Origin of the sequence: Streptomyces sp. NPDC059866 (assembly GCF_042731325.1) — a bacterium.
In the GTDB taxonomy this organism is placed as follows: Bacteria; Actinomycetota; Actinomycetes; order Streptomycetales; family Streptomycetaceae; genus Streptomyces; species Streptomyces flavusporus.
The window spans coordinates 296904-315178 of record NZ_JBHWJT010000008.1; the positions used below are offsets into that span (position 1 = coordinate 296904).

The 18275-nt window shown below is 71.9% G+C and carries 16 protein-coding genes; 5 read left to right on the plus strand and 11 right to left on the minus strand.

The genetic code is table 11. The features are described from left to right. Positions 1-16 precede the first annotated feature (16 nt). The 8 genes from ACFV7R_RS15340 to ACFV7R_RS15375 form a co-directional block, all read right to left on the minus strand. Entirely contained in the window at positions 17-1537 is a 1521-nt protein-coding gene (locus tag ACFV7R_RS15340; protein WP_385263730.1) for an aldehyde dehydrogenase family protein, read from the minus strand. A 206-nt stretch (positions 1538-1743) separates the two neighbouring features. Next, entirely contained in the window at positions 1744-2838 is a 1095-nt protein-coding gene (locus ACFV7R_RS15345; RefSeq protein ID WP_385263732.1) for a hypothetical protein, read from the minus strand. A 43-nt stretch (positions 2839-2881) separates the two neighbouring features. Continuing rightward, on the minus strand, positions 2882-3244 hold the full coding sequence (locus ACFV7R_RS15350) for a hypothetical protein (RefSeq protein WP_385263733.1): 363 nt from the start codon (positions 3242-3244) through the stop codon (positions 2882-2884). Then, entirely contained in the window at positions 3231-5000 is a 1770-nt protein-coding gene (locus ACFV7R_RS15355; RefSeq protein WP_385263735.1) for a hypothetical protein, read from the minus strand. Before ACFV7R_RS15355 ends, ACFV7R_RS15350 begins: the two co-directional genes overlap by 14 nt. 274 nt (positions 5001-5274) lie before the next feature. Further along, positions 5275-6264: a malate dehydrogenase gene (locus ACFV7R_RS15360; protein WP_385263736.1), complete on the minus strand. Its 990-nt coding sequence runs from the start codon at positions 6262-6264 to the stop codon at positions 5275-5277. Positions 6265-6581: 317 nt separating this feature from the next. Further along, complete coding sequence (locus tag ACFV7R_RS15365; RefSeq protein ID WP_385263738.1) at positions 6582-7835, minus strand: DUF2690 domain-containing protein; 1254 nt, start codon at positions 7833-7835, stop codon at positions 6582-6584. 541 nt (positions 7836-8376) lie between these two features. Continuing rightward, entirely contained in the window at positions 8377-8871 is a 495-nt protein-coding gene (locus ACFV7R_RS15370; protein ID WP_385263739.1) for a DUF3017 domain-containing protein, read from the minus strand. Then, the gene (locus ACFV7R_RS15375) at positions 8861-9715 is read right to left on the minus strand and encodes a bifunctional methylenetetrahydrofolate dehydrogenase/methenyltetrahydrofolate cyclohydrolase (RefSeq protein WP_385263740.1); all 855 of its coding nucleotides are present in this window, start codon (positions 9713-9715) and stop codon (positions 8861-8863) included. The genes ACFV7R_RS15370 and ACFV7R_RS15375 overlap by 11 nt, the downstream gene beginning before the upstream one ends. A gap of 321 nt (positions 9716-10036) precedes the next feature. On the opposite strand from ACFV7R_RS15375, the gene ACFV7R_RS15380 reads away from it, so the two are divergent. From ACFV7R_RS15380 to ACFV7R_RS15390, 3 genes are all read left to right on the plus strand, one after another. Beyond that, complete coding sequence (locus ACFV7R_RS15380) at positions 10037-10651, plus strand: hypothetical protein (RefSeq protein ID WP_385263742.1); 615 nt, start codon at positions 10037-10039, stop codon at positions 10649-10651. A gap of 228 nt (positions 10652-10879) precedes the next feature. Then, positions 10880-11620: an FHA domain-containing protein gene (locus ACFV7R_RS15385; protein ID WP_129799179.1), complete on the plus strand. Its 741-nt coding sequence runs from the start codon at positions 10880-10882 to the stop codon at positions 11618-11620. Beyond that, positions 11617-13065: a protein kinase gene (locus tag ACFV7R_RS15390; protein ID WP_385263743.1), complete on the plus strand. Its 1449-nt coding sequence runs from the start codon at positions 11617-11619 to the stop codon at positions 13063-13065. The genes ACFV7R_RS15385 and ACFV7R_RS15390 overlap by 4 nt, the downstream gene beginning before the upstream one ends. Here the strand turns inward: ACFV7R_RS15390 and ACFV7R_RS15395 are convergent. Further along, positions 13023-14033, minus strand: coding sequence for an ArsR/SmtB family transcription factor (locus tag ACFV7R_RS15395; RefSeq protein ID WP_385263744.1), 1011 nt, complete (start codon positions 14031-14033; stop codon positions 13023-13025). The two genes, ACFV7R_RS15390 and ACFV7R_RS15395, sit on opposite strands and share 43 nt — an antisense overlap. 85 nt (positions 14034-14118) lie before the next feature. Between ACFV7R_RS15395 and ACFV7R_RS15400 the strand changes: the two genes are divergently transcribed. After that, entirely contained in the window at positions 14119-14616 is a 498-nt protein-coding gene (locus ACFV7R_RS15400) for a hypothetical protein (protein ID WP_385263745.1), read from the plus strand. 200 nt (positions 14617-14816) lie between these two features. On the opposite strand, the gene purH is transcribed toward ACFV7R_RS15400, so the two are convergent. Then, positions 14817-16382 carry a bifunctional phosphoribosylaminoimidazolecarboxamide formyltransferase/IMP cyclohydrolase gene (gene purH / locus ACFV7R_RS15405; RefSeq protein WP_385263747.1) on the minus strand — a complete coding sequence of 522 codons (1566 nt, stop codon included), beginning with the start codon at positions 16380-16382 and terminating at the stop codon, positions 14817-14819. Then, positions 16379-17008 (minus strand): phosphoribosylglycinamide formyltransferase, encoded by a 630-nt coding sequence (purN, locus tag ACFV7R_RS15410; RefSeq protein ID WP_129799184.1) that lies wholly within the window; start codon positions 17006-17008, stop codon positions 16379-16381. The genes purH and purN overlap by 4 nt, the downstream gene beginning before the upstream one ends. 314 nt (positions 17009-17322) lie before the next feature. Here purN and ACFV7R_RS15415 point away from each other — a divergent pair, with 314 nt between their 5' ends. Next, positions 17323-18144, plus strand: coding sequence for a hypothetical protein (locus ACFV7R_RS15415; RefSeq protein WP_385263748.1), 822 nt, complete (start codon positions 17323-17325; stop codon positions 18142-18144). Positions 18145-18275 lie beyond the last annotated feature (131 nt).

The window sequence follows — 18275 nt, forward strand, 5'->3', positions numbered from 1 at the left end:
AGGGATGGGTGCGGGTTCAGCCCGCGAACCAGCGCACCGGCTCGGGCGCGAGGTTCTGGTAGATGTGCTTGGCCTCGCGGTACTCGGCGAGTCCGGCCGGGCCGAGTTCGCGGCCGACGCCGCTCTTGCCGAAGCCGCCCCACTCCGCCTGCGGCAGGTAGGGGTGGAAGTCGTTGATCCAGACGGTGCCGTGCCGCAGCCGGCCCGCGACCCGGCGGGCCCGCCCGGCGTCGGCGGTCCACACGGCGCCGGCCAGCCCGTACTCGGTGTCGTTGGCGAGCGCGACGGCCTCGTCCTCCGTGCGGAAGGTCTCCACCGTCAGGACCGGCCCGAAGACCTCTTCCCGTACGACCCTCATCTCGCGGTGGCACTGGTCGAGCACCGTCGGCTCGTAGAACCAGCCGGTCGCGGGCCGCTCCGGGGCCGGCTCGGGGCGCTTGCCGCCACAGCGCAGCACCGCTCCCTCGGCCAGCGCGGAGGCGACGTGGTCCTCCGTCTTCGCGCGCTGCTGCTCGGAGACGAGCGGGCCGCACTCGACGCCCGGCTCGGTGCCGCGGCCCAGGCGGATCTTCGCGGCGCGGCGGGCGAGTTCGGCGACGAACCGCTCCCTGACACTCTCCTCGATGATGAGCCGCGCACCCGCCGAGCAGACCTGGCCGCTGTGGATGAACGCCGCGTTGAGCGCCTGGTCGACGGCGGTGTCGAAGCCCTCCTCGGTGGCGCAGGCGTCGGCGAAGACGACGTTGGGGTTCTTGCCGCCGAGTTCGAGGGCGACCTTCTTCACGCTCGGTGCCGCGGCCTGGGCGACCTTGACGCCGCTGACGAGTCCGCCGGTGAAGGAGACCAGGTCGACGTCGGGGTGCTCGGCGAGGCGGGCGCCGACGGTGTGGCCGGGCCCGGTGACGATGTTGGCGACCCCGGCCGGGAGGCCGGCATCGACCAGCAGGTCGATGAGCGCGACCGTCGTCAGCGGAGTGATCTCACTCGGCTTGATCACGAAGGTGTTGCCCGCGGCGAGAGCGGGCGCGATCTTCCAACTGGCCTGGAGCAGGGGATAGTTCCAGGGTGTGATCATGGCGCACACGCCGACCGGTTCATGGACGACCACGCTGTGGATGTCGCTGGACCCGGCGTCGACGACCCGGCCCGGCGCCTCGGCGGCGACCAGGTCGGCGAAATACCGGAACGCGTCGGCGACACAGTCGATGTCGACGCGCCCCTCCTCGACGGTCTTGCCCGCGTCCCGGCTCTCCAGCAGACCGAGCTTCTCCCGGTCCCGTACGAGGAGTCCGGCGACGCGGCGCAGCAGCGCGGCACGCTCGGCGACGGGCGTGTGCGGCCACGGGCCCTCGTCGAAGGCCCGCCGCGCGGCGGCCACCGCGAGGTCGGTGTCCTTCTCGTCGGCCTCCGCGACCACGGCGAACGGCAGGGCGTCCGCGGGGTCGAGGATCTCGCGTGTGGCGCCCGAGACGGCCGCTCGCCACTCGCCCCCCGCGTGGATGGTGTCGCGCGCCCGAAGTTCTGTACTGTCCGCCATGATCGGTTATGCCTTCCGTTCCTGTTCAGCGCCCGTGAGTCACACAGGAGCCACCCACGGGACCGGGTCCTTCTGCCCTACGGCCCCGAATGCATGCGCCCTTCACGACCGAACGTGCGCCGCGTCACGGAAAATGCGGACATTGCAGAAGAAACCACTCACGGCGTGAGCAGGCGGTGACGGAGACGAGCCGCAGCCGGTGCGGGTCAGCCGGCGTCCGTACCGCAGGTCGTGTACGGCGGGCAGAAGGCGCCGAGCGCTGTCCGCAGCAGCTCGCGCTCGTCGTCACGGCCGTCGGCGTCCGCTCCGTAGGCGGCGATCGCGTACAGCTTGCCGTCGGCGGCCATGAAGCGCTCGTCGACGACATACCAGGTGCCGATGTCGGGCTCGCCCTTGATGGAGTCGACGAGGTACTCCAGCCGGGAGCCGGTGAAGTCGCCGTCGTCCAGGTTCTCCAGCGAGAGCTCGGTGAATCCCGGCCCCTTCGGGACGGCATCGGAGAGGAACAGTTCGTGGGACTCCTCGGGGGACGCCTCCGACACCTCGAACACCTGGAGCCTGCGCCCGCCGTCGGGGCTGCGGTAGTGGACGACGTCGATGCCGTACTGCGAGGACACGGTCGTGCGGGTCCACCCCGTGGGGCGGGCGATGGTGAAGCCCTGGGGGTCGTCGTACGCTTCGAATCCGGCGGGAAGGTCACTGTTCAGGGCGGACGGCGAGCCGGTGGCCGTCTCCTGCGGACCGGGATCGGAGGGCAGCCCGGAGCCGGACGCCCCGGGGCTCTGCGACGCGCTCGCGGAGGCCGCCGCCCTGCCGTCGCCGGCCCGGCCGTCGGACGCCTCCTCGTCTCTGACGACGAGGGTCACCACCAGCCCGACCACCACTCCCACCGCAGCGGCCCCACCCAGCACGGCCCAGACCTTCCCCCGCCCGCCCCTGCGGGGCCCGGCCGGAACGGGCTCGGGGACCCCGGGTGGGTAGGCGGTCCCGTACGGCGGCCAGGGCGCGGGTTCCGGACCGCTTCCGGGCCGCTGGATCCCGGTGAGGGTCGGTACGGAGGGGGAAACGTGGGGAGGGGGCGGCGGCGGCGCGGCCGGGGCGACACCACCGCCAGGCGCGGCACCCCCGGCAGGAGGTGGCACGTCCGCGGCGGCCCCGCCGGCACCCGCCCCGGCATCAGGACCGGCCGGTCCGGCGACGGCGGCGCCCACTCCGCCATCGGTGTGCGCCGCACCGCCCCCGGCCTCCTCCCACCGCTGGGTCTCCTCGTTCCAGTACAGCGGTCCGGTGCCCGTACCCATCACATCCCCCTCGCCTCAGTCACCCGTGATGTACCCGCGCACGTCACATCCCGAGCAGCCCCGCCACGGTTCCCGCCGAGGCGAGCAGCGCCGTCAGGGCCTGGGCGTCCGTGAGGAGCTCCCGGAGCCGCTGCAGGCGCCCCGCGCCGGCCGCGCCGGTCCGGTTGATCTCCTCCTCGGTGTCGGCGAGCGCCGCGTCGAGCTCTGCCGTCTGTTCGCTCTGCCGCACCCGGCCGCCCGACAGGTCCGCCCGCAGTTCACGCACCGCCTTCAGCAGTTCCTCGGCGGCCTCGTCCCGCTGCGCGGGGGCACCATGGTGGTGGCTCTCCGCGCGCGCGTGGCTGCCGATGGCGAAGGTGCTGCCCGAGACGTCTCCGATCCGGACGTTCGGCTCATCGCTTGCCATGGCTCGCGGTTCCCTTCTGCGGCCCGGGGCCGCCGCTGGTGGCGCTGGCGTGCTCACCGATGGCGAAGGTGGAGCCCTCGACCCGGTCGATGTGCACGGCGCCGTTGCTGACGTTGACGATCTTCTGGACGAACTCGCCGGTCTCGTACCCGGCGTCGGACAGGGCGAGTCGCACTCCCCGCCCGATACGGTCCTGGACGCTGCGCAGGTACCGGGCCACGTCCATCTCCTGGAAGGTGGACCCCGTTTCCACCGAGGCCAGTTCCCGCACCGACACGGCGGGCCCCTCGGGCAGCGCGTTGCCGTGCCCGCCGATCAGCAGCCGCCATCCGTAGGCCGCACCCCGCGCGAGGGTGACGAGAGCGCGCCCGGCGGAGCCGGGCACCAGGACGAGCGCGGCGACGGCCTTGCCGAGCACGTTGCTGGTGCGGAACCGGTGGGCGGTGCGGTCGGCGTCCTTGAACTCGGCGAGCACCGGCGTCAGTACGTGCGGCGCGACCTCGAGCATGAGCATGCGGCCCTGCGTGTGGATGCGGACGTAGACAGTGACGACCACCTCCTCCTCCCAGCCGCCGACGCGGATGCGCAGGAAGTGCCGCCGCTTCTCGCCGCCCTCCTCGACGGAACGCAGCCGGTGCTGCTCGAACTGCTCGGGAGCGTAGGGTGCCTGATCACGCGCCGTCAGCCCTTCCACGGGCAGGAAGACACACTCGTCGATCTCCAGCCGCCGCAGCCGGTCCCGTACGGCCGTGCCCGCGTACTCGGCGGGCACGCGGAGCTGTTCGAGCATGGGCCGGACCCGGTCGAGGATCGCCCGGTTGCTGATCGGCTGCTGCTTCTTGTCGTCGTCGGGACGGAGTTCGACGGCGAGCACCCAGGTGTCGTACGGCGCTCCCGCTCCGCAGAACGGTCCCGCCTCGTTGTACATGATCAGCGGGGCGTGCTGTTCCCGCCGGATGAGCCCCATCAGCCGCCGGAAGCGCAGCCCCTCGGCCTGCTCAGCAGGGTCGCCCGCCGCGTCGGGGAACTGCCGCGGGGACAGTTCCGCGGCGAGCACCCGCGCGAACTGGCCGCGCCGCGCCGCCTCGCACAGCGCGATGAGTGCGAACACGGCGATCCCGAACCAGGCCTGCCACGGCTCGACCACCTCGGAGAACAGGTCGGCGAACGGGGCGAAGGCGTCGGCGGCGTCGGAGGTCCCGAAGCCGTCACCGGAGCCGTAGGAGTCGTAGGAGCCGTACGGGTCGTACGCCGAACCGGAGTCGTCCGACCCGACCCCGAAGGCGATGCCACCGACGGCGAACAGCCAGAACGCGGCCATGAACCGGCCCCACCAGCGCGCCAGGAAGGCGGCGAACAGCCGGTACAGGGGCGGCCGGGCGGCGCGGCCCCTGATCCACGGAGCGAGGGCGAGGAGCAGGCTCGGCCACACCAGGCCGGCGAGCAGCCAGCCGCTGAGCGGCATGCCGACGACCCACAGGCCGAGGATGGCGGCGGACCACAGCAGTTCCTGCCGCCGGGCGCGCAGCGCATGCGCGAGGACGCGGGCCACGTCGAACCCCAGCGAGGGCGCCACGAGGCGCTGCTCGTTGAGAAACAGCTCCTCGATGACGCGGTCGCGGTACTCGGGGTTCAGATAGGCACCCGCACACAACAGCCGTGTCGCCTCACTGGCATGGGGCGGGGTGGGGGGCGGCTCGGGCGGTGTCGGGGTGTCCGTGTGGTGCGGTTGCTGCGGCACGTATCCGGTGCTCATGCCGATCCCCCGATGCGCATGTGTTGTTGGTGACAGACGAGTTGACGAGCCATCAGCATAGGCGAGGCCCGAGACCGAAGGAAATCGGATTGTCAAGCGTGTAGTGCTGTGACGCGCGTCAAGCTTTGGCCTTGGCTTCCGGAGCCCGCCGGCATCCACACCTGCTCTTCCCGCCCACCGCCTGGGCCGACTTCATCGCCGCACTCAAGACGTAAAGCAACGGCCCCGCACCGGCCGGAACCGGTGCGGGGCCCAGTGCCCGAAGCAGATTGGATCAGATGAGGCCGAGGCCGCGGACCGCCTCGCGCTCCTCCTCCAGCTCCTTCACGGACGCGTCGATACGGGCGCGGGAGAACTCGTTGATCTCCAGGCCCTGGACGATCTCGTACTTGCCGTCCTTCGTGGTGACCGGGAAGGAGGAGATCAGGCCCTCGGGGACGCCGTAGGAGCCGTCGGACGGGATGCCCATGGAGACCCAGTCGCCCTCCGGGGTGCCGTTGACCCAGGAGTGGACGTGGTCGATGGCGGCGTTGGCGGCGGAGGCCGCGGAGGACGCGCCGCGGGCCTCGATGATCGCGGCGCCGCGCTTGGCGACGGTCGGGATGAAGTCCTCGGCCAGCCACTTCTCGTCGTTCACGACCTCGGCGGCGTTCTTGCCGGCGACCGTGGCGTGGAAGATGTCGGGGTACTGCGTGGCGGAGTGGTTGCCCCAGATCGTCAGCTTCCTGATCTCGGAGACCGGGGTGCCCGTCTTCTTCGACAGCTGGGTCAGCGCGCGGTTGTGGTCCAGGCGGGTCATCGCGGTGAAGCGCTCCGCCGGTACGTCCGGGGCGGCGGCCTGCGCGATCAGCGCGTTGGTGTTGGCCGGGTTGCCGACGACCAGGACCTTGATGTCGTCCGCGGCGTGCGCGTTGATGGCCTGGCCCTGCGGCTTGAAGATGCCGCCGTTGGCCTCCAGCAGGTCACCGCGCTCCATGCCCTTGGTGCGCGGGCGGGCGCCCACCAGGAGGGCGACGTTGGCGCCGTCGAAGGCGACGTTCGGGTCGTCGCTGATGTCGATGCCCTGGAGCAGCGGGAACGCGCAGTCGTCCAGCTCCATCGCGGTGCCCTCGGCGGCCTTCAGCGCCGGGGTGATCTCGAGGAGGCGAAGCCTGACCGGCACGTCCGCGCCGAGCAGCTGGCCGGAGGCGATGCGGAAGAGCAGGGCGTAACCGATCTGGCCGGCCGCGCCGGTGACGGTGACGTTCACGGGAGTGCGGGTCATGGCGTTCTCCGTATGACAGCTGGCGGTGGGGCGTCCCTGCCCCGGCTATTTTGATCGATCTCTTGGCGTCAAGAGAGATCCAGCGTCAGGCTATCGCGCATCCGGGATCCCGGACGTCCGGGTCGGTGTGGCCCGGCCCACAGCACCACGAAAGGCGGCGGCCGCCCGTCCGGGAGAGGAGAGACGGGACGGCCGCCGTGTGGGGGTACCGTTGCCGGACTCCCGTGGGGGTACGGTTCGCGTGCCCAGGAATACGGCGGCCATTCCTCTGTCCCCCGGCCGATTTTCCCCGGACGGGCTCGACTCGCTGACCTGCGTCAGTCCGTGCATCCCTCCTGTCCCGACGCCAGCGTCGTGCACGCCGTCGCCTCGCCCGCGTCCCGCACCGCCACCATCGGCGTGTACGCGATGGCGTCGCCGGCGACCGTGATGGAGCCCTTCTGCTGGGCGTCGCCCGCGGTCACCTGGACCTCGTCACCCTGCGTCGCCTGGGTGATGCGCCCCCAGGCCGCCCCGCAGATCTTGCTGTAGCGGACCTCGACGACGGTCGTGCCCACGGTCGCCGTCTTGGCGGTGGTCACCAGGTCCCCGCTGCACCCCATGCTCTCCGCGTCCTTGCCGGTGCAGCTGTCACCGCTGCACTTCACGCCCGGCGGCAGGTTGGCGTCGGTGGTGACGGACGGCGACGGGGAGGGCGACGCGTCGTTGTCCTTGTCGCCGTCGCCGCCGTTCATGAGGTAGAACGCGCCGGCGGCCACGGCGACCACGCCGACGGCTCCCGCGAGGAACATCGTCAGCCGGCGTCGGCCCGACGATCTGCCGGAGGCCGGGCGACCGCCCGACGGGGGGCGGCCGGAGCGGCCGGAGTGGCCGGCGGGGGTCGCCGACGGTGCGGCGCCGGTCCCGAATCCGGCACCGGCGCCGGTTCCTGCTCCGGCCCCGTTCTCGCTCCCGGCACCTGCTCCGGCGCCACGACCGGCACCGGAGCCCGCTCCGGTGCGCGAACCCGCTCCGCGGCCGCCGGTCTGCGAGGGTCCCGCGTATCCCGCGAGCCCCCACGAGTTGCCGCCCGGGGAAGCCCCCGGGCCGGCCGCCCGTGCGGTGCCCTCGCGTGCGTCCGCGTCGGACGCCGTGGGCTGCGGCGGCACCGTCGGGGACACGCCCGCCGGTCCCGCGATGCCGGGGGTCGCCGTCGCGCTGCCGCCCCGGCGGGCCGGTTTGCCGCCCTTGGCGTTCGCCGGGGGCGCCCCGAACTCGCCCAGTGCCGCACGGGCCTGGGAGATCCGTATCGCCTCCATGGTCATGTCGTGGCGCATCTCCGAACGGCTCCAGGCGCGCTCGGCGAGCTCCCACATCGTCGTCAGATGGATGGGATTGGTGCCGGTGACCTCTGCCAGGGCGACGATCGCACCCTTGGGCGCGAGCAGTCGGCCGTTGAGATAACGCTCCCAGGACGTCTTGCTGTAGCCCGTGCGGTCGGCCACCGCCGCGACGCTCAGGCCGCTGCGGTCCACGAGCCGCCGCAACTGGCTCGTGAACTCCCTGACCTGCGGATCGAGTTCGTCCGGCAAGGCCCTCCAACGAGGCATTGCTTCCCCCTCTTCCCCCCGGTTCGTGCTGGTTCTTCCCCCGCGCGTGCTGCCCTCTGCCGAGTCCCCGTTCTGGCTACCCACAGGGATGCGCCCGGTCAGGATCTCAGTTCCCGGGGTGGGGGCGCACGGGGGCGTTGGCGCCGCGGGCATGCACCGTTGCACGCCCACTGGCCCGCGGTCCAGCTCGGGACGTCCCGGACCGTCCCGATTGGGCAGATTAGCCCCGCTGTGCAGCGCCTTGGTCCCGGATCCCGGAACTGTCAATACATCGACACAACGGACACACACCGGTGACCTCGGGCGCCCCAGCGGTGCCGCTCCCACCCAGACGCAACCGCGCCGAGGACGCCAAGGACGCCGAGAACTGTCGCAGGGCGCGGACACGGTAGCGGAACGGTCACCTCCGAGCCACAGCGTACGGACAGCTGTTGAACAGCCCGTTCGCCGTGCGGGAGTTTGAGTGCGGCGGCGGCCCGTCCTTACTCGGGGGAGGGGACGGGTCGCCGTCGCGCCGAGCGTCTCAGCTGTCCACCGTGAAGTGCAGCGCGTCCTTCAGGAACGGGACCTTCAGCAGCGGGTCCGGCTGCGCCATCAACGCCAGCAGCACGATCGCGAGGCCCAGCACGCTGTAGGTCACGATGTCCGTGAAACGGGACCGTACGGCGAGCATGCCGACGCTGGGCAGGAGCCACCGCAGCACCGCGCCGGCCAGCAGGGCGCCGCCGACCACCAGCGTGCCGGCGCGGAAGACGTCGAGCGCGGTGATCAGCAGGCCGGTGCCGACCAGGCCGAGGACGAGGAGGACGGGCCACTGCCGGGCGGGCGCGGGCGCGTCACCGCGTGCGGCGCGGCCACCGCCCTCGGGGCGCGCCGTGTCCCGCGTGAACAGGGGGAAGCGGCGGGTGATCCGCCGGGGCACGCCCTCGGCGTCCGGCGCGCTCACCGGGTCCCGGACCTCGATCTCCTCCGCCCCGGCAGTGTCCTCCGCCCTGCCGGCGGCGTCCTCAGCCGACACTGCGCTCCGCCGCCTCGACCACGTTGACGAGCAGCTGGGCCCGGGTCATCGGGCCGACGCCGCCGGGGTTGGGGGAGATCCAGCCGGCGACCTCGGCGACGCCGGGGTGGACATCGCCGACGATCTTGCCCTCGGCGCTGCGGGAGACACCGACATCGAGGACGGCCGCGCCCGGCTTGACGTCCTCGGGCCGGATCAGGTGGGCCGAACCGGCCGCGGCGACGATGATGTCCGCGCGGCGCAGGTGGGCCGACAGGTCACGGGTGCCGGTGTGGCACTGGGTCACCGTCGCGTTCTCGCTGCGCCGGGTGAGCAGCAGCGGCATCGGGCGCCCGATGGTCACCCCGCGGCCGACGACCACGACCTCGGCACCCTTGATCTCCACGCCGTAGCGGCGCAGCAGGGTCAGCACACCGTTCGGCGTGCAGGGCAGCGGCGCCGGCTCGTTCAGGACCAGCCGCCCGAGGTTCATCGGGTGCAGCCCGTCCGCGTCCTTGTCGGGGTCCATGAGTTCGAGGATGCGGTTCTCGTCGATGCCCCTGGGGAGCGGCAGTTGGACGATGTAGCCGGTGCAGGCCGGGTCCTCGTTCAGTTCCCGTACGACCGCCTCGATCTCGTCCTGCGTCGCCGTGCCGGGCAGTTCGCGCTGGATGGAGGCGATACCGACCTCGGCGCAGTCGCGGTGCTTTCCGGCGACGTACTTCTGGCTGCCGGGGTCGTCCCCGACGAGGATCGTGCCGAGGCCGGGCGTGACGCCCTTCTCCTTCAGCGCCGCCACGCGGGCGGTCAGATCGGACTTGATCGCGGCTGCAGTGGCCTTGCCATCGAGAATCTGGGCGGTCATGAACCCCATCCTCCCGGATGACCGGGTCCCGGTTCCAATCAGGGTGCTCCGGAGCCCGTCCCGCCGTAGGCCCTCATGGCCCCCTGACCAATCAACTCATGAATCCCCTCATGAATCCCCTCATGGTCTCTCATGATCGATGATGTTGCACTTGCACAACACATCCGGAATGCGGCTGGACAAGCCGACGGTGGCTGAAGAACGATTGTCGGAACAGTGCCGCGGGCAGTACCGGGGGGACGAACCGCATCTGTAGAACCTTCCTCCGAATCCGGCCGCGCCTCGTCCCCGCCTTCCAGGCAAAACGGAGGAAAGACCGCCATGAGTTTCGGCGACCCGAACAACCCCTACGGGCACGGGCAGCCGCCCCAGCAGCCCCAGGCCCCCGCTCCCGGTTACGGCTACCCCCAGCAGACGCCGCCCGGCGCCCCGCCGCAGGGCTACGGATACCCGGCGGCCCCGCCCGTCCAGCAGCCGTACGGCGGCGGTTACATGCCCGGCGCTCCCGCGCAGATGCCGGGCATCACCCGCGCCTCGCAGATCATGCTCGGTGTGATCGCGCTGGCCCATGCGGTCATCGCCGTGCTGTACGGGGTCGCGCTCGGCCAGTGGGACGAGACCATGGCCGAGGCGGGTGTCACCGGTGACTCCGAGGCGGAGGCGATCGCCGATCTGGGCAAGGGCGTCGTCGTCTTCTTCCTCGGTCTCGCCACCGTGTTCGCGATCCTCGGTCTGGTGCTGCTGCTCCAGTACGCCAAGGGTGGCAACGGTGTCCGCGTCTGCTCGATCGTCTACGGTTCGTTCGCGATCGTCACGGGCATCTTCATGATCGCGGCCTATGGCATCGGCCTGATCATCATCGCGATCTCCATCCTGGTGATCGTCTTCTCCGCGAAGCGCGCCAGCGCCGAGTGGTTCCGCCGCCCGCGCTACTGAGCCGCCGGCCGACGGAACGGTTCGCGCCATTCACACCGAGGGCCGTGTCCCACCCGTGCAAGGGTGGGGACACGGCCCTGGTGCGTTCCCCCGCCCTGAAGCGGTGGCCGCCACCCCGACACACCGAACCCCGGACACCCTTCCTCCCTTCTCAGGGCAATCGCTTACCCTCCCCCACGTTGGACTGGGGGAGGGTGGCCCTCATGGATTGGGCGAGGGGACAAGTCCATGTACAGCGTCATCGTCGTGCCTCCGGCATGCGCACGTCCGGACGGACAGATCAGGATCGGCACAGGTGAGCGGCTCGCGTTCGGCAGGGAGGAGACGGGCGGCGGGCTCACCATCGCGCACGGGGGAGTCCCCCGGATCGCCGGGGAGATCACCGCTCAGGGCACCTTCTGGCTGCTGAGCAACCGCAGCGAGGACCAGACCTACGTCGTGGAGAACCCGGAGGGCGCCGGCGAGCACATCAAGGTCACCCCCGGCAGGGTCGACGCCCCCGTGCCCTTCGAGTTCTCGCGCGTCGTCCTGCCCGCCGCGGGCGACCTGCTCACCTTCGACGTCTGGGCGCCGCGCCACACCTTCCGCAGCGTCGCCCGGCACGGCCTCGCCGGAGCCGTCACCGCACCGGCGTTCACCCTCGACCGCACCAAGCGGTACTTCGCGGTCCTGGCCGCCCTGTGCGAGCCCCGGCTGCGCGGCGAACCGCACGCCCCGCTCCCCGCGGTCGAGCAACTGGTGGAGCGGCTGCGCCCGGCATGGCCGGCGGTCAGCCGGTCCGCGGTCTACTGGAACATCGACTACCTCGCCCTCAAGCTGCGGTTACGGCCGGGCCCGGACACGGCGGAACCCGGCCGGCGCGTCAACGGCAAGAAGGAGTCCCTGGTCTCCCTCGCCCTCCGCTTCGACCTGGTCCGCGAGGACGACCTCATCGTGCTGACCGCGCCCGCGAGCGAGGTGTGCCGATGAGCGACGAGCAGTCGTACGCCGTCCTCGTCCCCAAGGGTTACCGGGTCGGGGAGTGGGAGGTCCGTGAACCGCTCGCGTCGGGTGCGTTCGCCACCGTCTACGCGGGACGCCGTACCACCGGCGAACCCCGTACCGCCGCCCTGAAGTTCCTCCCCACCGGCACCCGCACCCCCCGCCAACTCCGCCACCTGCGCGAACTGGCCGAGCGGGAGATCGAGTTCCTCGGGCGCCTGCAATCGCCGCGGCTGATCCGGATGTACGACACCCTCACCGTCGACGACCCCGGGCACCCGGATCTCGACGGCGCCACCGTCCTCGTACTGGAACAGGCCGAGGGATCCCTGGACGCCGTACCGGCCGAGGATCCCGGCTCCCTGCTCGCGCAGACCTGCGAGGGTCTGGCCCAACTGCACCACGCCGGCTGGGTGCACGGCGACCTCAAGCCCGCCAACGTCCTGTTGATGAAGGACGGTTCGGTACGGCTGGCCGACTTCGGCATGGCGGCCGAGCTGGAGGGCACGCACGCCTACACCCCCGCCTTCGCGACCCCCGACTACACGCCGCCGGAGCTGCTCTGGCCGGAGGTGGACGAGCGGGGGACGCGGATCCGGCCCTCCGCCGACGTGTGGGCCTTCGGGGTCCTCGCCCATGTCGTCCTGACCGGCACTTTCCCGCTGCCGGGCGGGACGACGGAGGCCCGCAGCGACGCGGCGATGCGGTATGCGCGGGGTGCGGAGGAGCTGCGCCTGTCCGCCGAACTCCCGGATGCCTGGCGGGAGCTCATCCGGGACTGTCTGGCCCGTACGCACGCCGAGCGCGTCGGCACCGAGGCCCTGTTACGCCGGGTGGAGGCGGCGGCCGGGGTCGCCCACTCACCTCGCCCGCCGAAGCGGCGCCGCCCCTTCTGGCGCCACCACCCCGTCCTGGCCGGGGTCCTCACCACCCTCCTCGTGGTCACGACCGGGCTCGGGATCACGGCCGGCATCGCCCACCACCAGGCGACCCGGTACGACGGCACTCCGGTGTACGAGGCGGTGGCCGTACCCGACGCGTCATCGTCCGGCTACGGCTACGACCGCTGCCCGGCCGACAGCGTCTGCTTCTTCAGCGAGCACCACGGCAACGGGAAGATGTGCCACTGGCAGGACAGCGACCCGGACTGGCAGTCGGGCGACAGGACGTGCGCGTGGGCCGCGCACAGCCCCGTACGGTCGGTCTTCAACAACATCGTGGACAGCCGTGACCTCGACGGTGTCGTGTACTTCCGCGGCACCGACTACAACCCCGCCGGCTTCGACCGCCGCCGCAGCGCACAGCGCACCGGCTGCACCGGCGTGAACAGCCAGGGGAACCTGGCGGGCACGTACGCCCCGCTGTCGCACAAGGTGGTCGGCAGTTGCACCTACAGTCCGTCGCTGTGGGGTGTGCTGCGCTCGCTCTTCTGAGCCCGCAACAGCGCCGCCCCCATGGGGGTGAGTGTGTGCAGTACGGACGCGCCGTGCCGCCCGCTGGTGATGAGTCCGGCGTCTCTCAAGGCCGTCGCATGGCGGCTGGCGGAGGACGCGGAGACGCCGATGGCACGCGCGATCTCCCCGGTCGTGGCGCCGTGGGCGACGGCGTACAGGGCCGCGGCGCGCGCCCGGCCGAGGAGGGCGGTCAAGGGGGCCCGCGACAGGGGCGGCGCCTGCGGCTCGTGGTCGAGCGGACAGACCAGTACGGGGGGCAGGCCCGGGTCGGCGAAGGAGATCGGCCGCTGGAGGAGGAAGTACGCCGGGACGAACAGCACTCCGCGCCCGTCCAGATACAGATCCCGGTCGACGGTGGGGTTGTACTGGGCGTACAGGACGGGCCGCTCCCAACGCACCCAGGGCCCGAGCCCGGCGAGCATCCCCTCCACCCCGCCGTCCATCAACTCCCGGGCCCGCACCGCCCGTTCCGCCTCGATACGGGCCCCGACCTGGTGCTCGTACGGCGCGATGGCAACGTCGTGATAGGCGCGCAGCAGCCGCACCAGCTCCTCACGGGCCGTCCGCTCGGCCAGCCGCGCAGTCCACGCGGGCGCCCCGACGATCCGGTGGAGGCGGGCGATCTCGGCCCGGACCCGGCGGGCGGGGGTGGCGAGGATGGCTTCGAGACCGGCGTCCAGCCCTTCCGTGGTGGCCTGGTACGGCGTCAGGAAGTCGGGAAAGTAGGCGGCTCTCCGGTACACCGGTATCAGCATGCTGCGCACCGCCCGCTCCAGCCCCTTCTCCTGGAGCCGTCGCCGGGTGGTGCGGTACCACTCGGCGTGAGCCCAGCGGCCCTGCCGGGTCTGGAGGCGGTGCAGGCTGGTGGCGATGTCCCAGAGCGGGTCGGACGCGGTGCTGAACCTGGTCCTGGCCAGGTCGGCATCGCTGAAGTGGACGCGGAGCATGTCGTTCTCCCCCGATGAACTCAGCTGTTGCGTTCAGCTGCAACAGCATGGCCGCACGCGGCGGCGCGGGGCAACATCGGGGTGAATGGCTTCAGGCGCCCCGCCGTTCTCCGCCTCCGCCACCATGGCCGGGGCACCACCCGGAGAACGGCGGGGCGAACTGGACGGAGGGGCCGTGCTGCTGGGGTTGGGCATCTTCTTCGCGGTGACCGGCGCACTGGCGGCCCTGCTCGCAAGCCCGCGGTCCCGGCGTGAACGCCGTCTGCGCAAGCACGGCCGGCTGGCCACCGCGATCTGCCGCGAGCACCTCAACCCCGCCGAGCCCGAGGGCCCGATGCGGATCCGCTGCGGCTTCCGGGTGGAGCCACACCGAGGGGAGTACCGCGCCGTCGTCCGGACACGCGAGAGCATTCCCCAGGTCGGCGCGGAGCTCAGGATCGTCTACGACCCCCAGGACCCGGCCTACGCCGAGAACCTCGACTACATGACCACGGCGTCCTTCGGCCGCGGGGACCTCATCGTCGCGGCGCTGTGGGTCGTCATGTACCTCATGGCCGCGTCCTGCGTCGCGACAGCCGACTGAGGACGGAACCGCGGCACCCCGTGCGGGCAGCGGTTGCAGCCGACGCCTGCCCGCGGCACCACCCGGCCCGCATCACTCATCGCCAGGACGACGCCCCTCCTGCTTCTCCAGGTCTCGTCGTCAACGAGGGCGCGTTCCCCTGCGGCCGGCCACCCACCGCGAGAAGGGTGCCCCCGAACCGGGGGCACCCGTGTCGCCCATCAGTGGAAGAAGTGCCGCGTCCCCGTGAAGTACATCGTCACGCCCGCCTTCTTCGCGGCCTCGACGACCTGCTCGTCACGGACCGAACCGCCCGGCTGGACAACCGCCTTGACGCCGGCCTCGGTGAGGATCTCCAGGCCGTCCGGGAAGGGGAAGAACGCGTCCGAGGCGGCGTAGGAACCCTGCGCGCGCTCGGCGCCCGCCCGCTCCACGGCCAGCTTCGCCGAGTCGACGCGGTTGACCTGCCCCATGCCGACGCCGACCGAGGCACCGTCCTTGGCGAGCAGGATGGCGTTGGACTTCACCGCGCGGCAGGCCTTCCACGCAAAGGCCAGCTCGGCGAGCTCCGACTCGGACAGCGCCTCGCCGGTCGCCAGGGTCCAGTTGGCCGGGTCGTCGCCCTCGGCCTGGAAGACGTCCGTCACCTGGGCCAGGCCGCCGCCGTCGATCGGGCGGAACTCGGCGACCAGATCTGGCGCCTCGGGGCAGCGCAGCACGCGGATGTTCTTCTTCTTGGCGAGGGCTTCGAGCGCGCCCTCCTCGTAGTCGGGGGCGACGATGACCTCGGTGAAGATCTCGGCGACCTGCTCGGCCATCTCCTTGCTGACCGGCCGGTTGACGGCGATGACACCGCCGAACGCGGACAGCGGGTCGCAGGCGTGCGCCTTGCGGTGGGCCTCGGCGACGTCCGCGCCGATCGCGATGCCGCACGGGTTGGCGTGCTTGATGATCGCGACGCACGGCTCGTCGTGGTCGTACGCGGCACGGCGGGCGGCGTCCGTGTCCGTGTAGTTGTTGTACGACATCTCCTTGCCGTGCAGCTGCTCCGCCTGGGCCAGGCCGCCGCAGCCGCCGGTGTAGAGGGCGGCGGGCTGGTGCGGGTTCTCGCCGTAGCGCAGCACCTGCTTGCGCTCGTACGTCACCCCGAGGAACTCCGGGAACTCCTCGCCGTCACCGGCGTACTCGCCCGCGAACCAGCCCGCGACCGCCACGTCGTACTCGGCGGTGTGGCGGAAGGCCTCGGCGGCCAGCCGCTTGCGGGTGGCGAGGTCGAAGCCGCCGTCGCGCACGGCGGCAAGGACATCGGCGTACCGCTCGGGGCTGGTGACCACGGCGACCGAGGGGTGGTTCTTGGCGGCGGCGCGGACCATCGACGGCCCGCCGATGTCGATCTGCTCCACGCACTCGTCGGGCGAGGCGCCGGAGGCGACGGTCTCCTGGAACGGGTAGAGATTGACGACCACGAGGTCGAACGGCGCGACGCCCAGCTCGTCGAGCTGCTGCCGGTGGCTGTCCAGGCGCAGGTCGGCGAGGATGCCCGCGTGGACCCTGGGGTGCAGGGTCTTGACTCGGCCGTCCAGGCACTCGGGGAAGCCGGTGAGCTCCTCGACCTTGGTGACGGGGACGCCGGCGGCGGCGATGCGGGCGGCGGTGGAGCCGGTGGAGACGAGCTCGACGCCGGCCTCGTGCAGACCGCGCGCGAGGTCTTCCAGACCCGTCTTGTCGTAGACGCTGACGAGCGCCCGTCGAATGGCCCGCTTGTTGCTCTCGGCGGTGGCGGTCACTGGATAACTACCTTTCGTCCCTCAATGCGATAGCCGTTGCGGGCGAGCCGCCCCACGACATCGACGAGCAGCCTTCGCTCGACTTCCTTGATGCGCTCGTGCAGCGCACTCTCGTCGTCCTCGTCCCGGACCTCCACCACGCCCTGCGCGATGATCGGCCCGGTGTCGACGCCGTCGTCGACGAAGTGGACGGTGCAGCCGGTGACCCTGGCGCCGTACGCGAGCGCGTCGCGGACACCGTGGGCGCCGGGAAAACTGGGGAGGAGCGCGGGGTGGGTGTTGATGAACCGCCCGCCGTAACGGGCGAGGAACTCCTTGCCCACGATCTTCATGAACCCGGCGGAGACCACGAGATCGGGCTCGTACGCGGCGACGGCTCCGGCGAGGGCCGCGTCCCACTCCTCGCGGGTGGCGTAGTCCTTGACCCGGCACACGAACGTGGGCAGCCCGGCGCGCTCGGCCCGCGCCAGCCCCTCGATGCCGGCGCGGTCGGCTCCGACGGCCACGATCTCGGCTCCGTACGCCTCGGCGCCGGTGGTCGCGATGGCGTCGAGGAGCGCCTGCAGATTGGTGCCGGATCCGGAGACCAGCACGACGAGGCGCTTGACCACGGGCTTGGCGGCCACGGTGGGGCCCTTTCTCGGGGAAGCATGTGCACGGTCGGCCGGGTACGGCGCCGGTATGTGCGTTCGTACGAATGCTTCACGCCCCCGGATACGGGGAAGCCTACGAAGCGGCCGACCGTCAGCAACGATACCGGCACACCGGGCATCCCCCATGGGACGGGGGCGTGGCCGGAAGGTAGCGTCTGGGAGGAGCGGGCTCGGGAACGCGGCCGGGGTGCGGTGCGTTCACGAGAGGACAGCTCACGCCAGACCGGTCGTTCGAGACCAGCCGTTCCAGACCAGCCGTATTTCACCAAGGGGAAGACGCTCACTTGATGTCGGACCGCAGCCTGCGACTCCTCACGCTCCCCCCTCAGTCGGCACGGGGAGGGGAGCGTGTCGGCGTGCTGCTGCGGGAGCGCCCCTCGACGCCGCCCGGCGCGCCCTCGGGCGACGCCGACGACCGGCGGGGCGGTGCGGCCCAGGACGACAACCCGTTCGCGCCGCCGCCGGAGGGCACGCCGGACCGGCCGTGGCAGCCGCGGCGCCCGTCCGGCGACGGAGGGGACTCCGGGGGTTCACAGGGCTCCCCCGACTCTTCGGGCTCCTCCGGCTCACAGGGTGAGGGCGGCCGACCCGTGTGGGGCAGCCAGTGGAGCGACCGGCAGCCCGGCCGCTCCTCCAACGGCGGCTTCGGCGACCGGCCCGGCCGCAGCCCCGAGGGGCCGGGCGGCGGTCCGGGCCAGAGCGGACCGCGCTGGGACCCCACGGACCCGGCACAGCGCCGCGCGCGCTACACGCTGCTGGCCGGCATGTGGGCCTTCTTCTTCGCCCTCTTCAACTGGCCGTACGTGGCACTGCTGCTCGGCGCGCTGGCCCTCTACTGGGGCATCAGCTCCCTGCGCACCAAGCCCCGCACCCCCAGCCCCGACACCCCGGCCTCCACGACACCGGCCCGCCCACAGACCGCAGCCGCAGTGAGCGGCCTGGTCACGGCGTCCCTGGCCATCATGCTCGTCGCCGCGACCTTCACCGCACAGTTCGTGTACCGCGACTACTACACCTGCACCAACGACGCCCTCACCAACGAGGCCAGACAGGCGTGCACCAAGCTGCTGCCGGACGAGTTGCGGGGGGTTTTGGGGGCCAACGCTTAGGGGTGCGCCTTCGGCGGCTCGGGCGTTTGGAAGGCGCTGGACACGCCGGGCTCCGGGATGCGGCGGCCTCCGCGCAACGCCGGGTTCCGGGAGGCGAAGGACTCCGGGCACGCCGGGCTCCGGAAGGCGCC

Bases quoted from the DNA above. Each gene is read 5' to 3' on its own strand.
- ACFV7R_RS15340 (WP_385263730.1), bottom strand. From the start codon at position 1,537: ATGGCGGACAGTACAGAACTTCGGGCGCGCGACACCATCCACGCGGGG.
- ACFV7R_RS15345 (WP_385263732.1), bottom strand. From the start codon at position 2,838: ATGGGTACGGGCACCGGACCGCTGTACTGGAACGAGGAGACCCAGCGG.
- ACFV7R_RS15350 (WP_385263733.1), bottom strand. From the start codon at position 3,244: ATGGCAAGCGATGAGCCGAACGTCCGGATCGGAGACGTCTCGGGCAGC.
- ACFV7R_RS15355 (WP_385263735.1), bottom strand. From the start codon at position 5,000: ATGAGCACCGGATACGTGCCGCAGCAACCGCACCACACGGACACCCCG.
- ACFV7R_RS15360 (WP_385263736.1), bottom strand. From the start codon at position 6,264: ATGACCCGCACTCCCGTGAACGTCACCGTCACCGGCGCGGCCGGCCAG.
- ACFV7R_RS15375 (WP_385263740.1), bottom strand. From the start codon at position 9,715: ATGACCGCCCAGATTCTCGATGGCAAGGCCACTGCAGCCGCGATCAAG.
- ACFV7R_RS15380 (WP_385263742.1), top strand. From the start codon at position 10,037: ATGAGTTTCGGCGACCCGAACAACCCCTACGGGCACGGGCAGCCGCCC.
- ACFV7R_RS15385 (WP_129799179.1), top strand. From the start codon at position 10,880: ATGTACAGCGTCATCGTCGTGCCTCCGGCATGCGCACGTCCGGACGGA.
- ACFV7R_RS15390 (WP_385263743.1), top strand. From the start codon at position 11,617: ATGAGCGACGAGCAGTCGTACGCCGTCCTCGTCCCCAAGGGTTACCGG.
- ACFV7R_RS15395 (WP_385263744.1), bottom strand. From the start codon at position 14,033: ATGCTCCGCGTCCACTTCAGCGATGCCGACCTGGCCAGGACCAGGTTC.
- ACFV7R_RS15400 (WP_385263745.1), top strand. From the start codon at position 14,119: ATGGCTTCAGGCGCCCCGCCGTTCTCCGCCTCCGCCACCATGGCCGGG.
- ACFV7R_RS15415 (WP_385263748.1), top strand. From the start codon at position 17,323: ATGTCGGACCGCAGCCTGCGACTCCTCACGCTCCCCCCTCAGTCGGCA.